The sequence below is a fragment of the Rhizobium sp. Leaf384 genome (genome assembly GCF_001424065.1).
Classification (GTDB): Bacteria; Pseudomonadota; Alphaproteobacteria; order Rhizobiales; family Rhizobiaceae; genus Ferranicluibacter.
Genome location: NZ_LMQE01000006.1, coordinates 311773 through 333206, shown reverse-complemented (window position 1 = coordinate 333206; position 21434 = coordinate 311773). Strand labels below are relative to the sequence as shown.

General features: G+C 63.7%; 23 protein-coding genes. 11 read left to right on the top strand and 12 right to left on the bottom strand.

Annotated features, from left to right (window positions below; translation table 11 throughout):
- Window positions 1–100: 100 nt before the first annotated feature.
- The 3 genes from ASG25_RS15145 (at window position 101) to ASG25_RS15135 (ending at window position 3995) form a co-directional block, all read left to right on the top strand.
- Complete coding sequence (locus ASG25_RS15145; RefSeq protein WP_062475391.1) at window positions 101–1153, top strand: sugar phosphate isomerase/epimerase; 1053 nt, start codon at window positions 101–103, stop codon at window positions 1151–1153.
- 59 nt (window positions 1154–1212) lie between these two features.
- Window positions 1213–2397: a Gfo/Idh/MocA family oxidoreductase gene (locus ASG25_RS15140; protein ID WP_062475388.1), complete on the top strand. Its 1185-nt coding sequence runs from the start codon at window positions 1213–1215 to the stop codon at window positions 2395–2397.
- A 206-nt stretch (window positions 2398–2603) separates the two neighbouring features.
- On the top strand, window positions 2604–3995 hold the full coding sequence (locus tag ASG25_RS15135; protein WP_062475385.1) for a GH1 family beta-glucosidase: 1392 nt from the start codon (window positions 2604–2606) through the stop codon (window positions 3993–3995).
- A gap of 48 nt (window positions 3996–4043) precedes the next feature.
- Here ASG25_RS15135 and ASG25_RS15130 read toward each other — a convergent pair whose 3' ends face one another.
- The 6 genes from ASG25_RS15130 to ASG25_RS15105 form a co-directional block, all read right to left on the bottom strand.
- Entirely contained in the window at window positions 4044–4511 is a 468-nt protein-coding gene (locus tag ASG25_RS15130) for a GNAT family N-acetyltransferase (protein ID WP_062475382.1), read from the bottom strand.
- Between the two features lie 4 nt (window positions 4512–4515).
- The gene (locus ASG25_RS15125) at window positions 4516–5460 is read right to left on the bottom strand and encodes a rhodanese-related sulfurtransferase (protein ID WP_062475379.1); all 945 of its coding nucleotides are present in this window, start codon (window positions 5458–5460) and stop codon (window positions 4516–4518) included.
- 61 nt (window positions 5461–5521) lie between these two features.
- Window positions 5522–5893: a VOC family protein gene (locus ASG25_RS15120; RefSeq protein WP_062475377.1), complete on the bottom strand. Its 372-nt coding sequence runs from the start codon at window positions 5891–5893 to the stop codon at window positions 5522–5524.
- Between the two features lie 108 nt (window positions 5894–6001).
- Entirely contained in the window at window positions 6002–6694 is a 693-nt protein-coding gene (locus ASG25_RS15115; protein WP_062475836.1) for a YafY family protein, read from the bottom strand.
- Window positions 6695–6777: 83 nt separating this feature from the next.
- The gene (locus ASG25_RS15110; RefSeq protein WP_062475376.1) at window positions 6778–7677 is read right to left on the bottom strand and encodes a CHAD domain-containing protein; all 900 of its coding nucleotides are present in this window, start codon (window positions 7675–7677) and stop codon (window positions 6778–6780) included.
- 8 nt (window positions 7678–7685) lie between these two features.
- The gene (locus ASG25_RS15105) at window positions 7686–8204 is read right to left on the bottom strand and encodes a CYTH domain-containing protein (RefSeq protein WP_062475375.1); all 519 of its coding nucleotides are present in this window, start codon (window positions 8202–8204) and stop codon (window positions 7686–7688) included.
- A gap of 208 nt (window positions 8205–8412) precedes the next feature.
- Between ASG25_RS15105 and ASG25_RS15100 the strand changes: the two genes are divergently transcribed.
- From ASG25_RS15100 to ASG25_RS15085, 4 genes are all read left to right on the top strand, one after another.
- On the top strand, window positions 8413–9051 hold the full coding sequence (locus ASG25_RS15100) for a 2-dehydro-3-deoxy-phosphogluconate aldolase (RefSeq protein ID WP_062475374.1): 639 nt from the start codon (window positions 8413–8415) through the stop codon (window positions 9049–9051).
- Window positions 9052–9228: 177 nt separating this feature from the next.
- On the top strand, window positions 9229–10083 hold the full coding sequence (locus ASG25_RS15095) for a tellurite resistance TerB family protein (protein ID WP_062475373.1): 855 nt from the start codon (window positions 9229–9231) through the stop codon (window positions 10081–10083).
- Between the two features lie 142 nt (window positions 10084–10225).
- Window positions 10226–10924, top strand: coding sequence for a GNAT family protein (locus tag ASG25_RS15090; protein ID WP_062475833.1), 699 nt, complete (start codon window positions 10226–10228; stop codon window positions 10922–10924).
- Window positions 10921–11130 (top strand): hypothetical protein, encoded by a 210-nt coding sequence (locus ASG25_RS15085; protein ID WP_062475371.1) that lies wholly within the window; start codon window positions 10921–10923, stop codon window positions 11128–11130. Before ASG25_RS15090 ends, ASG25_RS15085 begins: the two co-directional genes overlap by 4 nt.
- A 6-nt stretch (window positions 11131–11136) precedes the next feature.
- Here ASG25_RS15085 and ASG25_RS15080 read toward each other — a convergent pair whose 3' ends face one another.
- The 3 genes from ASG25_RS15080 to ASG25_RS15070 form a co-directional block, all read right to left on the bottom strand.
- A complete protein-coding gene (locus ASG25_RS15080; RefSeq protein ID WP_062475368.1) occupies window positions 11137–12285 on the bottom strand; it encodes a nickel/cobalt transporter in 1149 nt (382 codons plus the stop codon).
- A complete protein-coding gene (locus ASG25_RS15075) occupies window positions 12279–12935 on the bottom strand; it encodes a DUF1007 family protein (protein WP_062475365.1) in 657 nt (218 codons plus the stop codon). The genes ASG25_RS15080 and ASG25_RS15075 overlap by 7 nt, the downstream gene beginning before the upstream one ends.
- Window positions 12936–13071: 136 nt before the next feature.
- Window positions 13072–13971: a LysR family transcriptional regulator gene (locus ASG25_RS15070; protein WP_062475830.1), complete on the bottom strand. Its 900-nt coding sequence runs from the start codon at window positions 13969–13971 to the stop codon at window positions 13072–13074.
- A 678-nt stretch (window positions 13972–14649) separates the two neighbouring features.
- Between ASG25_RS15070 and odc2 the strand changes: the two genes are divergently transcribed.
- The 4 genes from odc2 to ASG25_RS15050 all read left to right on the top strand — a co-directional run bounded on the left by odc2 (window position 14650) and on the right by ASG25_RS15050 (window position 18335).
- Window positions 14650–15783 carry an ornithine/lysine decarboxylase gene (gene odc2, locus ASG25_RS15065; protein ID WP_062475362.1) on the top strand — a complete coding sequence of 378 codons (1134 nt, stop codon included), beginning with the start codon at window positions 14650–14652 and terminating at the stop codon, window positions 15781–15783.
- A 109-nt stretch (window positions 15784–15892) separates the two neighbouring features.
- The gene (locus tag ASG25_RS15060) at window positions 15893–16486 is read left to right on the top strand and encodes an N-acetyltransferase (protein WP_062475358.1); all 594 of its coding nucleotides are present in this window, start codon (window positions 15893–15895) and stop codon (window positions 16484–16486) included.
- 234 nt (window positions 16487–16720) lie between these two features.
- Window positions 16721–17173: a glyoxalase superfamily protein gene (locus ASG25_RS15055; RefSeq protein WP_062475355.1), complete on the top strand. Its 453-nt coding sequence runs from the start codon at window positions 16721–16723 to the stop codon at window positions 17171–17173.
- A gap of 79 nt (window positions 17174–17252) precedes the next feature.
- The gene (locus ASG25_RS15050; RefSeq protein ID WP_062475352.1) at window positions 17253–18335 is read left to right on the top strand and encodes a serine hydrolase; all 1083 of its coding nucleotides are present in this window, start codon (window positions 17253–17255) and stop codon (window positions 18333–18335) included.
- Window positions 18336–18373: 38 nt separating this feature from the next.
- Here the strand turns inward: ASG25_RS15050 and ASG25_RS15045 are convergent, their stop codons facing one another.
- The 3 genes from ASG25_RS15045 to ASG25_RS15035 all read right to left on the bottom strand — a co-directional run bounded on the left by ASG25_RS15045 (window position 18374) and on the right by ASG25_RS15035 (window position 21416).
- Window positions 18374–19363: a WD40 repeat domain-containing protein gene (locus ASG25_RS15045; RefSeq protein ID WP_062475349.1), complete on the bottom strand. Its 990-nt coding sequence runs from the start codon at window positions 19361–19363 to the stop codon at window positions 18374–18376.
- Window positions 19363–20469 carry a GTP-binding protein gene (locus ASG25_RS15040; RefSeq protein WP_062475347.1) on the bottom strand — a complete coding sequence of 369 codons (1107 nt, stop codon included), beginning with the start codon at window positions 20467–20469 and terminating at the stop codon, window positions 19363–19365. The genes ASG25_RS15045 and ASG25_RS15040 overlap by 1 nt, the downstream gene beginning before the upstream one ends.
- 134 nt (window positions 20470–20603) lie before the next feature.
- On the bottom strand, window positions 20604–21416 hold the full coding sequence (locus tag ASG25_RS15035) for a creatininase family protein (RefSeq protein WP_062475345.1): 813 nt from the start codon (window positions 21414–21416) through the stop codon (window positions 20604–20606).
- Between the last annotated feature and the right edge of the window lie 18 nt (window positions 21417–21434).

Below are 21434 nucleotides of genomic sequence, written 5' to 3'. Positions count from 1 at the left end.
CGTAGCAAGGCGGCGCAGAGATATGGACGTGGTGGACCGGTCGGTCCGCTGAACATGATCGCCGCTCCGCGGTCGATCGCCACGATGGAGGAATTGCACAATGAAGACGATCAAGGGGCCGGGTCTGTTCCTGGCACAGTTTGCGGGCGACGAAGCTCCGTTCAATTCCTTCGATGCCATTACGAAATGGGCAGCCGACATCGGCTACAAGGGCGTGCAGGTGCCCACGTGGGACGCGCGCCTGTTCGACCTCAAGAAAGCAGCGGAATCCAAGGGCTATTGCGACGACCTGGCCGGACAGGCGCGCGACAACGGCGTCGTCATCACGGAGCTGTCGACGCACCTCCAGGGACAACTCGTGGCCGTACATCCGGCCTATGACGAAGGTTTCGACGGGTTTGCCGCACCGGAGGTGCGTGGCAACCCGAAGGCCCGGCAGGAATGGGCCGTCGATCAGGTGAAACTTGCGCTGACCGCGTCGAAGCATCTCGGCCTCAACGCCATGGCGAGCTTTTCCGGCGCGCTCGCCTGGCCCTATCTCTACCCGTGGCCGCAGCGCCCTGCAGGGCTGGTGAAGACCGCATTCGACGAACTGGCGAAGCGCTGGAAGCCGATCCTCGACCATGCCGAGGACTGCGGCGTCGACATTTGCTACGAGATCCATCCGGGCGAAGACCTGCATGACGGCATCACCTACGAGATGTTCCTGGAGCGCACCGGCAACCATGCGCGCGCCTGCATGCTCTACGATCCCTCGCACTACATCCTGCAGTGCCTCGACTACCTGGAGAACATCGACATCTACAAGGATCGGATCCGGATGTTCCACGTCAAGGATGCGGAGTTCAACCCGACCGGTCGCCAGGGTGTCTATGGCGGCTTCCAGAGCTGGGTGAACCGGGCCGGCCGCTTCCGCTCGCTTGGCGATGGGCAGGTGGATTTCGGCGCGGTGTTCTCCAAGATGACCGCGAACGACTTCGGCGGTTGGGCCGTCGTCGAGTGGGAATGCGCCTTAAAGCATCCGGAGGACGGCGCCCGGGAAGGGGCCGATTTCGTCAAGCATCACATCATCCGCGTGACGGAAAAGGCGTTCGACGATTTTGCGACCGGCGGCACGGATGACGCCGCCAACCGGCGCATGCTCGGCATCTGAGACGACAGTGCGGTCACGCGACCGGAGCGCGACGACGCGAAGGAAAATGGAGAACGAACATGGCCATCGAAGGTAAAGCAGCGGAGGCGCGCCAGCCGCGCATCCGGCTCGGAATGGTGGGCGGGGGACAAGGCGCCTTTATCGGCGCGGTGCATCGCATGGCGGCGCGTCTCGACGATCAGTTCACGCTGGTCGCGGGCGCATTGTCCTCGACGCTGGAAAAGGCGCAGGCCTCGGGTGCGGAGCTTGGTCTCGACCCGGCCCGGACCTATGCCGACTACAGGCAGATGGCGATCCGCGAGGCCAAGCTGAAGGACGGCATCGAGGCCGTGGCGATCGTGACGCCGAACCATGTGCACTATGAAGCGGCGCGCGAATTCCTGAAGCGCGGCATCCACGTCATCTGCGACAAGCCGCTGACCTCGACGCTCGGCGACGCCCGCAAGCTGAAGGCGCTCGCCGACGAAAGCGAGGCGCTGTTCATCCTCACGCACAATTACACCGGCTATCCCATGGTGCGGCAGGCCCGCGCCATGGTCGCGCGCGGCGATATCGGCACCGTGCGGCTGGTGCAGGTGGAGTATCCACAGGACTGGCTGACGGATGCGGTGGAGAAATCTGGCTCCAAGCAGGCCGAATGGCGCACAGATCCGGCACGCTCCGGCGCCGGCGGCTCGACCGGCGATATCGGCACGCACGCGTACAATCTCGGCGCATTCGTCTCCGGGCTGGAACTGGACGAACTGGCCGCCGATCTCGACAGTTTCGTCGAGGGGCGCGCACTCGATGACAATGCGCATGTCATGCTGCGCTACAAGGAGAAGGACGGCGTGCGCGCCAAGGGCCTGCTCTGGTGCAGCCAGGTGGCGCCGGGCCATGAGAACGGGCTTCAGGTCCGCGTCTACGGCACGAAGGGCGGTCTTGAATGGACGCAGAAGGATCCGAACTATCTCTGGTACACGCCATTCGGTCAGCCAAAGCAGCTTCTGACGCGCATGGGTGCGGGTGCGCTGGATGAGGCCAACCGCGTGTCGCGTATTCCCTCCGGTCACCCCGAGGGCTATCTCGAAGGTTTCGCGACGATCTATGCCGAGGCGGCGCGTGCCATCCAGGCCAAGCGCTCCGGCAGCACGGTCGATCCGGCGGTTACCTATCCCACGATCGACGACGGGATGAAGGGCATGCTGTTCGTGGATGCCTGCGTGCGCTCCTCCAAGCGGAACGGCGCCTGGGTCTCCGTCTGACCCTTTTGCGCGGCCGGGAACGATCGCCACCGGATGCTCGGCATCCGGTGGCTTTTTCGTGGTCTTGGTCGCATCGGTCATCCGGCGTTCATGTTCGCATGGATAGTCTCCCGCGCTTGCCGAGGTTCGGCTCTGGTTTCCCCGCGCGATGGCGTTATGGGCGTCGCCCGGACCGTACGGGACCATGATTGAAGAGGACACGAGTGATGACCGATCCGAAGACGCTTGCTGCGCGCTTTCCGGGCGATTTCCTGTTCGGGGTGGCCACGGCCGCCTTCCAGATCGAGGGGGCGTCGAAAGCGGACGGGCGCAAGCCGTCCATCTGGGACGCCTTCTCCAACATGCCGGGCCGCGTCTTCGGCCGGCATAATGGCGATATCGCCTGCGATCACTACAATCGGCTGGAGGAAGATCTCGATCTTATCGCAAGCCTCGGCGTGCAGGCCTATCGCTTCTCCATCGCCTGGCCGCGCATCATTCCCGATGGCACCGGACCGGTAAACGAGGCAGGCCTCGATTTCTACGACCGGCTCGTGGACGGGTTGAAGGCGCGCAATATCAAGGCATTCGCGACGCTGTATCATTGGGACCTGCCCTTGACGCTCGCCGGCGACGGCGGCTGGACGGCGCGCTCGACGGCGTTTGCGTTCCAGCGCTACGCCCGCACCGTCATCGCCCGTCTCGGTGACCGGCTGGATGCCGTCGCCACCTTCAATGAGCCGTGGTGCTCGGTCTGGCTCAGCCATCTCTATGGCATTCACGCGCCGGGCGAAAAGAACATGGAGGCGGCGCTGCATGCCATGCACGTGACCAACCTTGCCCACGGCCTTGGCGTTGCCGCCGTCCGGGAGGAGCGGGCAAACCTGCCGGTCGGCATCGTCATCAATCCCATGCATATCTATCCCGGCACCGAGAGCGAAGCCGACAAGGCTGCCGCCGAGCGGGCGTTCGATTTCCACAACGGCGTCTTCTTCGGTCCGATCTTCAAGGGTGCCTATCCCGACAGCGTGCTTAAGGCCCTCGGGTCCCGCATGCCGGAGGTCGAGGCCGGCGACATGGCGGTCATCAGCCAGAAGCTCGACTGGTGGGGAGTGAACTACTATACGCCGATGCGTGTCAGCGACGATCCGACCGAGGGTGTCGCGTTTCCCGCAACCAAGCCGGCCCCCTTCGTCAACGAGGCAAAGACCGATATCGGTTGGGAGATCTTCCCGCAGGCGCTCGGCGACCTCATCCGGACCGTCAACGAGCGCTACGACCTGCCCGATTGCTACATCACCGAAAACGGCGCCTGCTACAACATGGGCATCGAGAACGGCGAAGTGAACGACCAGCCACGCCTTGACTATATCGCGGAGCATCTCGCGGTCACGGCCGACCTGATTTCCGAGGGCTATCCTATGAAGGGCTACTTCGCCTGGAGCCTCATGGACAATTTCGAGTGGGCGGAAGGTTACCGGATGCGGTTCGGCATCGTCCATGTCGATTACGAGACACAGGTTCGTACCATCAAGAAAAGCGGCCTCTGGTACAGGGATCTCGCGCAAGCGTTTCCGAAAGGCAACCATGCGGAGACCGTCTCGGACAAGGTTTCCTGACGTCCCGTCTTACACGGCCGTCTTACCCGGCCAACTTACTCTGCCAGCTTACCCGGCCAGGCGGCGATGAAGGATATTCACGCCGCCGACATCCGTTTCGAGCCTGTTCCAGCCCCGCCGCTCGTAGAACGGCGTGTTCTCGGGTGTGCAATAGAGATGGATTTCGGGCGCCAGCCCGGAAACCTTGTCCAGAGCTGTGTCGATCAGGCGTTCGCCGACACCCTGGCGGCGTGCGCCGTCCTCGACCCAGAGGGCTGCAAGCCAGGGCCGGTATTGCGGGCGTGCCGGCATGTTGTCCTCGATGACGGAGACGGTGCCGCAGAAGACATCGCCGCGATGGGCGATCAGGCCGATCGGTATGCCGGTCGAGCCGAGGTTTTCGTCGATCTTCCGTGCCAGTTGATCGCGCGTGATCAGCCCCTCGTCGCGCCACCAGGCGGTCCAGAGGCGGTCGGTCATGATCGCGCGGAAGTGCGGCACGTCCCGCAGGTCGGATATGATGATGTCGCCGGGCACCGGTTCAGCTTCCCAGATGCTTCGAACCGCGCTTCTTCGCGAGCTCGATCTGCCGCTGCCGCTGCCGGTAGCGTTCGCGATCCTCGTCCGTCCGCGTGTCGTGGCAATGGACGCAGGCGACGCCTTCCTCATGCACGGGCGACGCGCGCTCTTCCGCCGTCAGAGGCTGGCGGCAGGCATGGCACAGCGTGTGCTCGCCTTCGCCCAGTCCGTGCGTGACAGACACCCGATCGTCAAACACGAAGCAGGCGCCTTCCCACAGGCTGTCCTGCGGCGGCGTTTCCTCCAGATATTTCAGAATGCCGCCCTTGAGGTGGTAGACGTCATCGAATCCCTGGCTCTTCATGAAGGCCGTCGCCTTCTCACAACGGATGCCGCCGGTGCAATACATCGCGATCTTCGGCTTGTTGTGGAGGCCGGTGTGGTTCTTCACCCAGTCCGGAAATTCCCGGAAGGTCTTGGTCTGCGGATCGAGCGCGCCACGGAAGGTGCCGATCGCCGTTTCATAATCGTTGCGCGTGTCGATCACCAGCGTGTCCGGATCCGAGATCAGCGCATTCCAGTCCTTCGGTTCCACATAGGTGCCGACGATCGCCAGGGGGTCGATGTCCTCGACGCCCATGGTGACGATCTCCTTCTTGATCCGCACTTTCATGCGGAGGAAGGGCATGGCCGCGGCCCGGCTTTCCTTGTGTTCCAGGTCCCGGAATTCCGGCTGGCCGCGCAGAAAGGCGAGGACGGCTGCGATGCCGGCATCCGTGCCGGCGATCGTCCCGTTGATGCCCTCCTGCGCGAGGAGAAGCGTACCTTTCACGCCGTGCTCGTCGCAGACCGTCTGCACCGGGTCGCGCAGGTCCGCGAACCGGTGCAGACGGGCGAAATGATAGAGGGCCGCGACCAGAAACGAGCCTTGGGCTTCCGGGGGCAGTGTCGTTGCGCTGTTCGTCATGGGCGGTGAAATACCGCGTTCGGCGCGCGCGCGCAATCACCGGGCCGAATCCAGACGGACGTCAACCCTGCTCGGATGGACGAAAGGCGCGCAGGCGGTGACCGTCCGGATCGGTGGCCGTAAACGTGTAGCCGAAATCCGCCTCGACCGGCGGCTGGAGGATGGGCAAGCCCTGCGCCTTCCATCTTTCATGGCAAGCATCCACGGCCTCGCAGCTCTCCAGGACGAAGCAGAGTTCGGCACTTCCGGCGGGTACATGCACGGGCGGCTCGATGGTGTGTTTCGACCAGAGACCGAGCATGGTCGCGGGATTCATGCGGAAGAGCGCGAAGGTTTCCTGCGCTTCCAGAGGGGCCGTGCCGAGCAGGGTTTCGTAGAAGATGGCGCTTGTCAGCGGTTTATCGACGGCAAGAAGAATGTAGGTCGGTTGCATGGAGGTCTCCTGAGCGCCAGCCTGTCTGGCCATCAGGGTCTAGGACGGACCCCTGTCAGTTTCCGTCAGCATGGCACTTCCGGCGCGGTGTCTTTGGTAAGATAAACATTACATGTCGTGCACGATGCCGTTTTCACGGCGCCATTCCGCCAGGAGCACCTCGTTGCGGCGCGGATATAGCTTCTGCGTCGGAGTCACCGTTATCATGCGGTCGATGCGAAAGTGCCGGAACCCTTGCCGCAGTTCACACCAGGCGACGAGAATGCGCAGGCCTTCGAAATAGCCAAGCGCCACCGGCCAGATACGACGTGTCGTCTCCTGCGCCCGCTCGTCGCGATAAGCGATGTCGAGCTTGATGCCGGCCTTGATGGCGTCGCGAAGTGCGCCGAGATCCCTGTCGGGTTCCTGGCCACGGCGGATGTTCGGGACAAGAAGAGCGGATGTTTCGAGATCTCGCCGAAGGTCGTCCGGGAGAACCGCAGCGATCTTTGCGAGAGCATGGGCTGCGGATTGCCTCAGACGTTCGTCGGTGTTGGCGCGGACCCAGCGCGCGCCCAGCACCAGCGCCTCGATCTCCTCGCTCGACAGCATGATCGGCGGCAGGAGGAAGCCCGGATGGAGAACATAGCCAAGACCCGGTTCGCCGGTGATGTGGGCGCCCTGGGCCTGCAGCGTCGCGATGTCGCGGTAGAGCGTACGCAGGCTCACGCCGGTGGCCTCCGCCAGGGCGGCGCCACTGACCGGCCGGCGATGCGTGCGCAGGGTCTGCAGGAGATCGAGAAGACGGGCGGAACGGGACATCCCGAAGCAATAGCGGCCAGACGCGAGCATCTCAACTGCGCGCAGCCGGGACAGGACTGTCTCCGCTCTTAGGTGATCGTGCTTCAGGCGGCCGCGAGCCAGAGGATCGCGATGCGTTCTGCTTCCTTGCCGGCCACATCACCGAAAAGGGTATCGGCCTCGACGAGCGCGTGCCGTTCCTCGGCGCGCAGTTCCAGGCCGATCGCGTGGCGCAAGATGGCAATGTCCTGGGGCGGCAGCAGCTCGGGCTCGCGGGCGAGCGTGTCGGCGAGGACGGCGAGATCGTGAATGAAGCCCAGCCGGTCGATCAGCGCCTTGACGTTTCGCTCGCGCGCCAGGATCACGCCGGGCCATGCCGCCTGCAGCAGAAGATGGTAGAAGCGATAGTCCTGCGTCCGCTTGCGCAGCGTGTGGAAGTGATCGGGCGTGGGATGCTCGTGGCTGGACGCCAAGGCGATCTGGGCCCGCTCGACCGCCTTCCGCCAGGACGCTGCCAGCATGTAGGCCGTCGGACGCACGCCATTGGGAAAGGCGCGTTTTTCCGCTGCGAGCCTGGCATCGCGCAGGTCGGCGATCATGGCGTCGATCGTTTCGTCGAGATCGCTTTCCGCCGTCACTACCCAGCCCTTGCGGACCCGCAATGCTTCGACCGCGCGCTCGGCCGCGGCCCGCTCCTCGCCCGACAGGCGCTCCGTCAGGGCCGTTGCGGTGTCGATCAGCGCCGTCGCATCGCGCAGGTCGGCCACGCTGCGCGCGGTGGACCGCAAACGCGCATTCTCTCGCTTGTAGAACTTGCCGGCTTCCGGGGCGGCGAGCCGGTAGAGCGCACGTGTCCGTTTCAGGCAACGGCGCGCGACATGGATCGCTTTGGAGGTACCGTCGGGCCGCAGTTCAAGGGCGGCAATCGCCTTGCCGAGCTCTCGGCCTGCAATGCGCTGGAACTCATCGGTGAAGCGTCTTGCCGGCTTCAGTCTGTAGGCCATGGTCGTTCCTATGTGGTTTTCTGGGCACTCGAACCCGCAGGCGGCGCAAGGGTAAGATCGGGACGCAGCTTGTCGCGCTGCGTTGCCAGAGCAAAATTGGAGTATCGCCGGTCATCCGTGACCTCCTCGCCAATCCAGTCGGGCATGGCAAGGGAGTCGGTTTCCGTTTGCATTTCGACCTCGGCAACGATCAGTCCGGCATAGGGTTCCTCGAAAACATCGACCTCCCAGACATGTGTTTCGCCTTGCACCCGGTACCGCGTCTTGGCGATCACGGTGCCGATGGCGGATGCGATCAGCTCCTCGCCGTCGGCGAGCGGTATCTCGTACTCGAATTCGTCGCGGGTCAGCATGCCGGTGCCGATCTTGATGGTCAGACGTGCGCTTTCGCCATTGATCAGGCGGATGCGAATGGTGCGGTCGTCCATGGCGGCCAGATACCCCTGCCGCATGGTTGCGCCCGGCCCTGCGGCCGTCCGCCAGCCCGCATGCTTCACGAGGAACTTCCGCTCGATTTCCTTGGCCATCCTGCTCCCGCCTAGTCTCTCAGCGTGGTCGTGTCTCTCAGCGTCGTCGTTGTCGCGCACAACGTAAATCAGAAACCGCGAAAGTCCACCACGCCTCGGCCTCGCCTCCACTCGGGGATACCAGTCCATGGGACAGGAGGGATCTCGACATTGGCGGATGTGGACGGTATTGCGAAGAAAGATTCAATCGTTTGAGGAGTGAAGCCGCATGATCGAGAAAACCGAACGCCTTCTGTCCGTCCTCAAGTTGCAGCCGGTCGTGCCGGTTCTCATCATCGACGATCTGGCGACGGCCGTACCGCTGGCTCGTGCCCTTGTGGCAGGCGGCTTGAAGGCGATCGAGATCACGCTGCGCACGCCGGCGGCGCTCGGCGCGATCGAGGCCGTTGCAAAGGAGGTCGAGGGCGCCGTGACGGGGGCCGGAACCATCCTCAATCCCGAACACTATGCCGCTGCGGTCAAGGCCGGCGCCCAGTTCATCGTCAGCCCCGGCACGACACCCGATCTGCTGGATGCCGCCGACGATCACGAGGCGTCCTTCCTGCCGGGTGCCTCCACCGCCAGCGAGGCGATGATCCTGCGCGCCGAAGGCTACGACGTCATGAAGTTCTTCCCTGCCGAGCAGGCCGGCGGAGCGGCATTTCTCAAGTCGCTGTCCTCACCGCTCGCGGGGACCCTGTTTTGTCCGACGGGCGGCATTTCGCTCAAAAACGCGATGGATTACCTGTCCCTGCCGAACGTCATCTGTGTCGGCGGTTCCTGGGTCGCGCCGAAGGAACTGGTCGCTGCCGGCGATTGGGCCGGGATCACAAAGCTGGCATCGGAAGCCTGTGCGTTGACGGCCTAAGCGGTTTCCGTCGGGCCGATCTCCAGAAAAGTCTATTCTTCTCAATGGGTTGTCACGGGCTTCCCATCCCGGGATCCTGTGTGCCTCATCGCCTTCCCTCTGAGGCCGCATTTGTCTTCCGGGTGCGGCTTCCTATCTCTCCTGCGACAGTGAAACACTCAGGAGGTTGACGACAGGATGTTCGACGCAAAAAAGCTGCTGGATCAGTTTCTCGGGGCTCAGGGGCTTGGCGGCCAACGGCCACAAGGCACGCAGGATCGGTCCGGCCCACAGTCGGGGTCGCAGGGCGGCTTCCTCGGCAATGCGGGCGGAAACTCCGTCGGCGGTGCGATCGGCGGACTGCTGGGCGGCGGGTCGATGAAGGACAAGGCCGAGCAGATCGTTCAGATGGCCCGCAACAATCCGCTGAAGACGGGTGGCCTCGCTGCCGTTCTTCTGGGAACCGGTGCCGGCCGCGATATTGCGGGCACCGCGTTGAAGCTTGGCGGTCTCGCCGCCATCGCCGGCCTTGGCTATACGGCGTACAAGAATTATCAGGCCGGGCAGGCGCCACAGCCGGTCAATCCGCAGACCGCGCCGGAGATTCTTCCGCCGCCTGACAATTCCGGCTTTTCTGTTTCACCCGCCACCGTCCGGAACGATTTCGTGCTGGTGCTCGTGCGGGCCATGATCGCGGCGGCGCGTGCCGACGGCCATATCGATGACAGCGAACGTGCCCGCATCATGGAACGCGTCGGCGCAAGCGGCCTCGACAGCGAGGCCGAGGCTTTCCTGCGCGACGAACTTGCGAGCCCCGTGGACATCGACGGGCTGGTGGCGGCCGCCCGCACGGAAGAAGAGAAGGTCGAACTCTACACGGCCTCGCGGCTGACGATCGAACCCGACAGCCGCACCGAACGCGGCTATCTCGACATGCTGGCCGGACGGCTGGGCCTGCCGGACGCGCTGATCGATCATATCGAGGCAACGGTTGCCTCCGCCAAAATTCCCGCTGGCAGCAGCCCGACGGTGGTCGATCCCTCGATCATCTGAGGATTGTATCCTCTCCATGCGCGGCGGTGATGCGTCAATCACCCGATTGCATTTGCACCGACGCGCACCTTCGCCTATGCCGGACGGCAAGGCCGGCTCGTCCATATCGGGCAAGGCCATGTCTCGATGTGGCGAGGACGACATGACGAACCGCGATCTTTCCAGCTGGGCAGGCTGCCCGGCGCCCAAACCTGTCACGCTCGAGGGCGCGTATGTCGTGCTCGAACCCTATGACCGGACACGGCATCTCCAGGCGCTTTGGGACGGATTTGGTGGTCTCGCGATCAATGAACGCCTGCGCTATTTCCCGCAAGCCGCCTTCGTCGATGCCGATGCTTTCGGAACGTGGCTCGACCTGGCCCAGGCCAATTGGGTAACGCTGGTGTTCCGCGACAGGGCAAGCCATGCGGTCGTGGGCATGGCAAGCTACATGCGGCCCGATCCGGCAAACGGCGTCGTAGAGGTCGGGTCCGTCGCGCATGGGGACGCGATGGCGCGTTCGCCGCTCGCCACCGAGGCACATTATCTCATGGCCCGCCATGTCTTCGAGGATCTCGGATATCGGCGCTACGAGTGGAAATGCCACAACGACAACACACCGAGCAAGGTCGCCGCGGTTCGGCTGGGCTTTTCCTACGAAGGCATCTTCCGCCAGCACATGGTGGCCAAGGGCGCCAACCGGGATACGGCGTGGTTCTCGATGATCGATGGCGAATGGCCGGTCATCAATGCCGCGTTCAAGGCATGGCTGGCACCGGAGAATTTGGATACCGACGGTCGCCAGCGCCGGCGCCTCGAAGACCTCAGGGCGGAAATCGCCGCCGTCATGGGTGACGCGTGAAGCCGCTCGATCCGCGGGACCGATCGGCCGCCATCGCTGCGGCGATCTTCCTCACGGTCTTCGGCGCCGGTTTCCTGTTGCTGCCGAAGGTCATGCTCTATCTCGGCACGATTTCCCCATATCTCGCAGCCGCCGTCGGCACCGTGTTCGTGCTGGCCTTCTTCTTCGTCTTCTGGCTCCGCGCCCGCTATCAGCGACGTCGCTGACGGCGGTCAGCCCTGCAGCGAGGCGCCAAGCAAGGCAAGGCCGAGGCCGAGCACCAGGACGGCACCGAAAATCTCGATGCCGTTCGTCAGCCGCATGGCCGTGCCGGCGCTCGACGCATAGCGGACGGCCAGATCCTTGGCGGTGACGGCAAGGGTCGCGAGCACGGAGACCGTGATCGCCGTGCCCATCGACATCGCGAGGACGGAGAGAACACCGCCGAGGTAGAGCCCGTTCAAGAGCGCGAAGGACAGCACGATCAGTGCGCCCGAGCAGGGCCGCAGGCCGACGGCCAGCACGGCCGACCACGCCTCGCGAAGCTGGAAGCGATCGCCTTGAAGCATGGACGGGTCCGGCGCGTGGGCGTGACCGCAGCTCGAGCAAACCTCGTCCGGGCCATGGGCATGGCCCCCCAGCGCGTGGCCATGGGCAGACCCGGCGTTATGCGCGCGGGCCTCTGCGCCATGCGCCAGCATACCGTGCGCCACCCTGCCGTGGTCGTGGTGAGCGTGCGCATGTGCGTGACGGTCGTGGGCATGCTGATGGTCGTGCGCATGGACGGGCGCGAAATCCGGCGCACCGGCGAGCGCCAGTCCGGCTGCGGAAGACGGCGTCGAGCGGGCGAGCGCGCGCATCTTGCGGAAGAGGAGCCAGGCGCCGAACGCTGCCACGAGGGCGTAGCTGACACGCTCGAGGAACGTCGTCGCCTGCGTCATCGAGATCGAGCTGCCGCGCAGCACGAGATAGGCCGCCCCGACGAGCAGGATCGCGACGCCGCCCTGCAGGAAGGACGACATGAACGACAGGGTGACGCCGCGCTTCAGCTCGGTTTCATTGGCGATCATGTAGGAGGAGATGACCGCCTTGCCATGGCCGGGGCCGGCGGCATGAAAGACACCATAGGCAAACGACAGGCCGACGAGCGACCAGAGATGCCAGGGATTGTCGCGCATCCCTTTCAGGGCGTCGGTCAGGGTTCGGTAGAACCCCTGCTGCTCCATGTTCACCCAGGAGAGAAAGCCGCCAAGAAAACCGGATGTGTTGAACGCCGGCTCGGCGGTTCCGATGCCGAGCGGCGATTGCGCCTGTGCCGCGACGGTTGCGAGAATGAGGAATGTGCCGACGATGAGCGGCAGGCGAAGCGTGCGGATCAGCATGTGAATTCAATCCTCGTCGCAAAGAGCTTCGACATGTCGGTGCCGGTCGGATCCGTGAAGAAGGCATCCGTCAGCGTCGACTGGTTCTGTGAGATCACCTCGTCCGGATCCGGTCGCACGACCTTGTGCTGGCAGGCGGAAAGCTTGTCGCCGACGACGGCGAGGTCTCCATCGCTGGGGAAGTCGATGGCGGTGTAAAGGGTCGGGTCATAGATGCCGAAGGACAGTGTGCCCTTCAGTGCGATCGTTTCGGCCGGCTTGACGGCGAAGATCAGCAGAAGCTGGTTGTCCTTGAAGTCGGCATGGATCGCATCCGGCTTTGAGACCTTCACCAGTTTTCCGTTGTTGTAGATCGTCGTGTAGTAATTGTACTCGCTCAGCGAATCGAGGACGGTCTGACCGACCTCCGCCAATTCGTCCGGATCCAGCGTCGCATTGGAGTTCTTGTCGAAATCGAGAAGAACGCTGGCCGAGAAGAGCTCGTCGAAGCGCCAGACGTTCCGCAGTTCGGCGATATGGCCGGTGTTGTCCGAGACGACTTCGAGGCGCGCCTCCGCGAAGATGTGCGGATGGGCAAGGGCCTGCGCCGGGAGCACGGCGGCTGCGGCAAACCCAGCAAGCAGGCCTTTCGACAATCGGTGACGTGTCATCAAAAAGGATCCTTGCCTTCTGGCCATGCGGCGCAACGGTCTCGCGTCCGGCGCAGACGCGGACAAGTGGTGGCTTGTCATCCAGCCGAAAGTAGACGGAATTGGGACAGGGGGCTCCGCGTCTTTCCTGTGTCCCTCATATATCCGCTCTCTTGCGAAACCAGGTGTGCAGGAAGTCGACGAGGGTGCGGACCTTCGTCGGCAGATAGCGCCGGTGCGGATAGATCGCGTAGATGCCGCGATCATGCGGCAGGAACTCGTCGAGTACGGCCACGAGGCTGCCGTTCTCCAGCTTCTGCCGGGCAATGAAATCGGGCACGCCGGCGACCCCAAGGCCGGACTCGGCGGCGCGAAGACTGGCCAGGGGGCTGTTGACCTCCATCGGCCCGCTGACCGGAACCGAAAAATTCGTGCCGTCGCGGTCCACAAACCGCCAATTGCTGTAGGAACGACCGTTCGTGTCGATCACGCACGGCCTGTGGGCGAGATCCGAGGGGTGCGTGATGGCCCCGTGCTTTTCGAGAAAGGCGGGCGATGCGCACATCTTGATGTGAAAATCGTCCAGCTTGCGGGCGATCAGCGTGGAGTCCTCGAGCCGGGTGATGCGGATGGCGACGTCGAAGCCTTCCTCCACCAGATCGACAAAGCGATCGTCCGAGACGATTTCCAGGGAAAGCTCGGGATGCGCGAGGCCGAAGTCGATGAGCGACTGGCCAATATCGGCATCGATGAAGGTTCGCGGCGCAGAAATGCGCAGGCGTCCCTTGAGGTCGCTGTTCCCCGCGCGCACGAGATCGGCCAGATTGTCGATCTCCTTCAGGATCTCGGCCGCGGTCCGATAGTAGATGTGGCCGGCTTCCGTCAGCGAGAATTGCCGGGTCGTGCGGTTGAGAAGGAGGGCGCCGAGTTCGTCTTCCAGTTCGCGCACATATTTCGAGAGCAACGCCTTGGAGCGTCCGACGCGGCGGCCGGCCGCCGAAAAACCCTCGGCATCGACGACGTCGATGAAGGCGCGAATGCGGGTCAATGTGTCCATTTCGGCTCCCATGCGCGGCTCCTGTCTGGAGCTTCAAGCGTCTGCGCCGGAGCCGTCTCCGGGAACCATTGTCGCGCGCCGCCATTCAAAACATAGGGTTGGCAGGGTCTGCAACCCTCTTGATGCGTCCGCGCCTGCTGGAGGTCTGCCCGGGTCTCGCCGCAAGCTGGTGCGAGGCTTGCGGCACGGGTCGAAAAAAACCGGCGCAGCTCAAAAAACACTTGATTACGACAGGGATATTTCTTATCTCCGCTCTGCCCAAAGTCGCACGTGCCTGTGGGTGTCCGCCGATCCCTCGTTTGGTGAGGAAATCGGTAAGGTACCTGGATCTAACCGCTCCAGTCGTTTTTCCGGCCAACCGGAATTGCGAGGACATCTTGAAGCAACGACGGTGCGGGCCTTTTTGTTCTCTGCCGGCTTTCCATCAGCCGGGGTTACTGAAGAGGCACACCTTCATTGCCGGACGTGCGGTAGGTTCCAACCTCCAATCCATGGCAGACAAAGCCGGATGAACGCCTCGGCGGGCTTCATCCACAATTCGCGCTGTACGAGCGCATGTGAGGATTCCGGGGTCTCCACCGGCTGGTATCCGAACGCGCACCCGTACGCCCTTTGTCCTTCATCGCTCGGCGAGGTTTCCTCGCGGATCGGGAAGCCTAACGTATTGGGATTGAAACCATGACGACAGCTCGCATCATCGACTTCCTGAACACCCGTCGCCCGGAAGGCCCGTGCCTTGTCGTGGATCTCGATGTCGTGCGGGACAATTTCAAGGCTTTCCGTCACGCGATGCCGGACAGCTCGATCTACTATGCGGTCAAGGCAAACCCGTCGCCGGAAATCCTGCGCCTCCTCGCCGGTCTCGGCTCCAACTTCGACTGCGCCGGTGTGGCGGAAATCGAGATGGCGCTGGAAGCCGGTGCGACCCCTTCGCGTATCTCCTACGGCAACACGATCAAGAAGGAACGCGACGTCGCCCGCGCGCATGCGCTCGGCGTCTCCCTCTTCGCCGTCGACAGCCACGAGGAAGTCGAGAAGGTCTCGCGCGCTGCTCCGGGCGCCCGCGTGTTCTGCCGCGTCCTGACGGATGGCGAAGGCGCCGAATGGCCGTTGTCGCGCAAGTTCGGCTGCGTGCCGCAGATGGCCGTCGACGTTCTCGTCTACGCGCACCAGCTTGGTCTCGTTTCCCACGGCGTCTCGTTCCATGTCGGTTCGCAGATGACGAAGGTCGATGCCTGGGACGTGGCTCTTGCCGATGCCAAGCGCGTGTTCGTGCAGCTGGCCAAGCAGGGCATCGAACTGAAGATGGTCAACATGGGCGGCGGTTTCCCGACCAAGTACCTGCGCGACGTGCCCTCGGCCGAAGCCTACGGCAAGGCCATCTACGGTGCGCTGCGCAAGCACTTCGGCAACCAGCTGCCGGAGACGATCATCGAGCCGGGGCGCGGCATGGTGGGCAATGCGGGTGTGATCAAGGCGGAAGTCATCCTGATTTCGAAGAAGTCGGACAATGACAATCACCGCTGGGTCTTCCTCGACATCGGCAAGTTCGGCGGTCTCGCCGAGACGATGGACGAGGCGATCCGCTATCCGATCCGCACGGCGCATGATGCGGACGAGATGGAGCCCTGCGTGCTCGCCGGCCCGACCTGCGATTCGGCCGACGTGCTCTATGAAAAGAACATGTATCCGCTGCCCGTGTCCCTCACGATCGGCGATGAAGTTCTGATCGAAGGCACCGGTGCCTATACGACGACCTATTCGGCCGTCGCCTTCAACGGTTTCGATCCGCTGAAGTCCTACGTCATCTGACGTTCCGGCTCCCGCAAAGGGAGCCTGCGGTTCCCGGCAACGGGCACCGCACCTTCACAATGATCCTTCGATACCGTTTGAAACGGTTTTGAGTACGGGAGGCCTTGTCATGGCCGCTGTTCTTGATTCTGTCCGCGCCTTCTTTGCGCAGAATACCTTCATCATCGACGCCGAAAATCCCGGCGACGTCGTTGCGCGCGAGCGGCTGCTCGACCGCGCCATGGGCCCGAACCGCCGGCGCAAGTCTTCGGAGAAGCTGCGCCGCGGCCGTGTGCCGGCAGATGGCCTGGCGCTCGTCGCCCGTGATGGCGACGGCCACGTCATCGGTACGGTGCGCCTCTGGAACGTCGACGCTGGCGTCGACTCTGCCGGCCGTGCCATCCCGGCGCTTCTCCTCGGCCCGCTTGCCGTCGACTCCGCGCAGGAAGGCAAGGGTGTCGGCGCTGCCCTGATGCGCGCGGCGATCGGCGAGGCCACGCTGCGGGGTCATGGTGCGATCCTGCTTGTCGGCGATGCGCCCTATTACGAACGCTTCGGCTTTGAAGCGCAGCACGCCCAGCATCTCGTAATGCCGGGTCCGTTCGAGCGGCATCGGTTTCTGGGTCTCGAGCTTCGCGAGGGCTGGCTGAAGGGTGCCGCGGGCATGCTGACCGCCAGCGGCCGTAAACTCTCTCAGGCCATGCCGATGCGCAGGGTTGCCTGAACACGTCTTTCGGCGATCGACCTTTGTGGGTCGGTCGCCGGATCGAACCGGCATTTGACACGATAGGTGGGCTGGCTTACTCTGCGCTAGACGGGTGAGAGCCCCGGCCGTTCGCAAGCCTTCGGGCTCTGGTGAAGTCTCTTTTCAACACGTTCGGTCATCCCTCCCGGCATGTTCCCGATGGCAATGCGAACCCCACGGATATCACGGCATGCCCCTGCTGGAGAGATCCCGATGAGTCCATCACCACCATCATCCCCATTGCCCTGTCTCGATGCGCTCAAGGCACAGGCGAAGCGGCTGCGGTCGTCGCTTGCCGATCGTGGCACGGAGATGTCCCATTCCCATGCTCTGGAAGCGGTTGCCGCGCAATACGGCTTCCGGGACTGGAATACGCTTCATGCCGCCGTCGGTAACCGGCCGCCGCTCGACCCCTATCAGTTGGGCTCGCGCGTTCGCGGATACTATCTTGGCCAACCGTTCGAGGCGAAGGTGCTCGGCGTGCAGGCACTGACGGCGCGGGAAGGCCACTATCGTCTGACGCTCGATCTCGACGAGCCCGTCGATGTCGTCACCTTCGAGAGCTTTTCCGCCTTTCGCAAGCGCGTCCACTGCACGATCGACGGATCCGGGCGAACGACCGCGAAGACGTCGGATGGACGACCGCATGTCGAACTGCTCTGGTAAAGCGTCACGTTGACGTGAAGGCGGCACGCGGGGCGTGCCGCTCCCTTGCGAGCCCGGCGCAAATGCCTACCTCGGCTCAATGACACTGTTATCCCGCCGATCCGTCTCCGCCCTCGCACTCATCGCCGGCACTTTCCTCGCCGGGTCTCCGCTTGCTGCAGAGATCCGTCGCTCGACCGGTGCCGGCGATCCGGTCGCGTCTCTGGCGCCCGCACACGCACCGGTCCTCGACGTCATGCGGCTGTCGAGCGTCCTGAACGATGCAGCGCGATTGCCGCCTCTGGAAACAGTTGTCGTGGCGCAGAACGGCCGGATCGTTGCCGAGCGCGGCTACCGGTCCAACACGACCACCGAGAGCACCAACATCAAGTCGGCCTCCAAGACGATCGTCTCCGCACTGGTCGGGATCGCGATCGAGAAGGGTCTCTTAACCGGCGTCGACCAGCCGATCGCGCCGATCCTCGCCCGCGATCTGCCGGCCAACCCCGACCCGCGTCTGGCGAAGATCACCGTCGGCAACCTTCTTTCCATGCAGGCTGGGCTGGACCGGATGTCCGGGCCGAATTACGGGCGATGGGTCTCCAGCGGCAACTGGGTCCGGTTTGCGCTGGCTGCAGATTTTGTGGACGAACCCGGCGCGCAGATGCTTTACTCCACGGGATCGACGCATCTTCTGTCCGCCATCCTGACGAAGGTCGGGGGAAAATCGACCCTGGCACTGGCACGCGACTGGTTGGGACCGGTCGAGGGTTTCCGCATCGCGGCTTGGGAGCGCGATCCGCAAGGCATCTATCTCGGTGGCAACCAGATGGCGATGAGTGCTCGCTCTCTGCTGGCGTTCGGCGAACTCTACCGGAATGGCGGACGGACCCCCGCCGGGCGGCAGGTGGTGCCGGAGGATTGGGTTTCCCAGTCGTGGGCCGCGCGCACGCAATCCCGTTTCTCCGGCGACGATTATGGGTATGGCTGGTTCACCCGGGAGATCGGCGGGCATCAGGTTCATTTCGCCTGGGGCTTTGGCGGGCAGATGCTCTACATCGTGCCCGAACTGAGCTTGACCGTTGTCATGACCTCCGACGAAGGCGCTCCGTCCGCCCGCACCGGCTATCGGGACGACCTGCATGATCTTCTCGCGAGGATCATTTCGACGGTCGGCGCCTGACGGGGTTCGTGCAAGAACCACCGCGACACCGGTGCTTCTCAGGACGTCAGGTCGATGACGCCGGCTTCTCCCGCCTCGCTGCCAAATGCCAACTGTTGGCCGGATCGCGACCAGGCGAAGGCCGTGATGGCGCCTTTGCCAGGGCGGCGAAGCAGGACTTCCTTGCTGTCGGCAAAGCGAACGGCGAGAACCATTCCGTCGGAGTAGCCAATGGCTGCGACCTCTTCGGCCGGATGGCAGGCAACCTGGGAAACCATGACATCGGCACGCGTGCCGAGTTCAAGCGGCGCCTTGCCCATGGGGCCGTCCTTCGCCTGGAAAGGCCAGACGATGGCCGCCGGCGCACCCGACGAGGCAAGCCACTTTCCGCGCGCCGACCACGACCAGGATTTTACCTTAGCCGGATAACCACTCATGCGCATATGGCGTGTTTCCGCGCCGGGCTTCGTGTCGAGCTTCCACCCATGCAGGGCATTTTCCTGCATCATGGTCACGACGAAGCGGCCGTCTGGACTGAAGGTCACCCCGGTATGGGCGCCTTTCCAGTCGAGATCGATAGCCGGGCTCGATGTTGCGGCCCAGTGAAGGGAGACGCCGTTGTACCGCGCGAGCGCGATGCGCAGCCCCTTTGGCGCAAAGGCGATGCCTTCCACGGTCCGCTCTTCCGTGAAGTCCCGCGTCGTGCCGTCGGCGAGCCGGACGGTGGCGGTCTTGCCGGTGGCAAAGGCGACAGCGCTTTGCGGGCCGGCCGCGATCTGGGAGATCCACTTGCGCGGCTGGCGGGCAAGTTCGCTGACGCTGCCATCGCGCGTGATGCGCAGGACCCGTCCGTCCTCGCCCCCGGTCAGCAATGTGTCGGTCGCGTCGTCGCGGAGGGCAACAAGCAGCCCCTCATGCGCCGGCGTCACGGCGTGGCCGCCATCCAGGCGATGCACGAGACCGGCGGCATCGGCAAAGACAGGGACGTCGCCGAGATAGGCGACGCCGACGACATGGGCATCAAGATCAAGCGGAGCGACGGTTGGCATCAGTTGGGCTTTGCCGCGCAGGCCTGGAAGGTCCGTTCGAGCTTTTCGCGATCGAGATCGCGGCCGATGAAGACGAGACGGCTTTCGCGCGCTTCGCCTTCCTTCCACGGGCGCTGGTGATCGCCTTCAATGATCATGTGCACGCCCTGTACCACGTAACGATCGGCATCTCCCGCAAACGCGATGATGCCCTTCAGGCGCAGAATGTTTGGTCCGTCGGTCTGGGTGATCTTCTGGATCCAGGGGAAGAACCTGTCGGGATTCATCTCGCCACCGCGCAGCGAAACCGACTGAACCGTGACGTCGTGAATGTCGGACGGGGCGTGTGCATGGTCATGCCCGTGATGATGGTGATGGTCGTGGCCATGATGATGATGGTCGTGGTCGCAGTCGGGTCCACAGGCATGATCATGGTCGTGATGATGATCGTCCGCCTTCAGAAAGTCGGGTTCGTTTTCCAGCGCCCGTTCCAGGTTGAACGCGCCTTGGTCGAGAACCTTGGCGAGGTCGATCTCGGAGCGCTGGGTGCGATGGATCCGCGCCGAGGGATTGATGACGCGGATCGTCGCCTCGACCTTGGCCAGTTCTTCCGGCGTCACGAGGTCGGTCTTGTTCAGAAGCACGACGTCGGCGAAAGCGATCTGGTCTTCGGCTTCGCGGCTGTCCTTCAGGCGCAACGGAAGATGCTTGGCGTCGACAAGCGCGATGACGGCATCCAGCTCCGTCTTGGCGCGAACGTCATCGTCCATGAAAAAGGTCTGCGCCACGGGAACGGGATCGGCAAGACCCGTGGTCTCCACGATGATTGCATCGAAGCGACCCGGACGCTTCATCAGGCCTTCGACGACGCGGATAAGGTCGCCGCGCACCGTGCAGCAGACGCAGCCATTGTTCATCTCGTAGATTTCTTCGTCGGATTCGACGATCAGGTCGTTGTCGATCCCGATCTCGCCGAATTCATTGACGATGACGGCATATCTGCGACCATGATTTTCCGAGAGAATACGGTTCAGCAGTGTCGTCTTGCCGGCGCCGAGATAGCCGGTCAGGACGGTCACGGGAATGGGCTTCTGGACAGGCGTTTCGGAAGCGGGGACTTCGGACATGGAAACCTCGAGAGCGCAGGAGGGGTGCCCACCGACCTGCCGTGAGGCGGCCGATGCGCGGGATCGTCGGGGTGATATAGGAGATGGCACACGGCAGTGCAAATGCTCCGACGGAATATCCGTTCTTTATAACATTACGGCGCGGGATTTGCGGTATCTGCGCCGAACTGCGCGAGGTCGAAAGCCGCGACGTCTGAGAAGAGGGCAAGCAGCCCGGAAACGGCATGATCGAGCAATTGCTCGCCCCGCTCTGCGGTCGCGGCCGCCGCGTCGCCGGCTGCGCCTTTCGGGTTGAGATCCCGCATGCGCCACCCGAAGGCATGAGGGCCGTAGGCGCGCAGATGCGTAAAGCGTGCCTGCCACTCGCTCTGTCGCGACGAGAATGTCTCGGCCCTGCTGCGATCGACCTTGTCCGGATGGAGGGCGAGCATGACCGAGGTTTCGATGTCGCCGGCATGAATGTCGATGGATTTGGCCACCGGAGCGATCCAGCCGTCGGGCTGTCCGAAACGGGTCCAGCTGGTGGCGACCGCCAGCATGCCGTAGCGCACCCGCGCTTCGGTGGCGACAATGGTCATGAGGGGAGAATTGCCGCCATGGGCATTGAGCATCACGAACCTGCGGATGCCGTCCGCGTGAAGACGGGCGGCGATGCCGAGCCAGCGTTCGACCGCCTCGTCATAGCGAAGCGTCCGCGTTCCCGCGACGTCCATGTGCTCGATCGAATATCCCACGGCTTCGGTCGGAAGGAAGGTCACAGGCAGGTCGCCGCGTGCCGCGATCAAGCGGTCCACCAAGCCGTCCGCGATCAGCGTATCGGTTTCGAACGGCAGGTGGGGACCATGCTGCTCATGCGCGCCGAGCGGCAGCACGGCGATCCAGTCGGCCCGTTCGGATGCAGCAAGGGCGGGATTGTTATCCGCATACCGGGCAGCGGGTCTCGTCATGGCGTGTCTTCCTGGTCT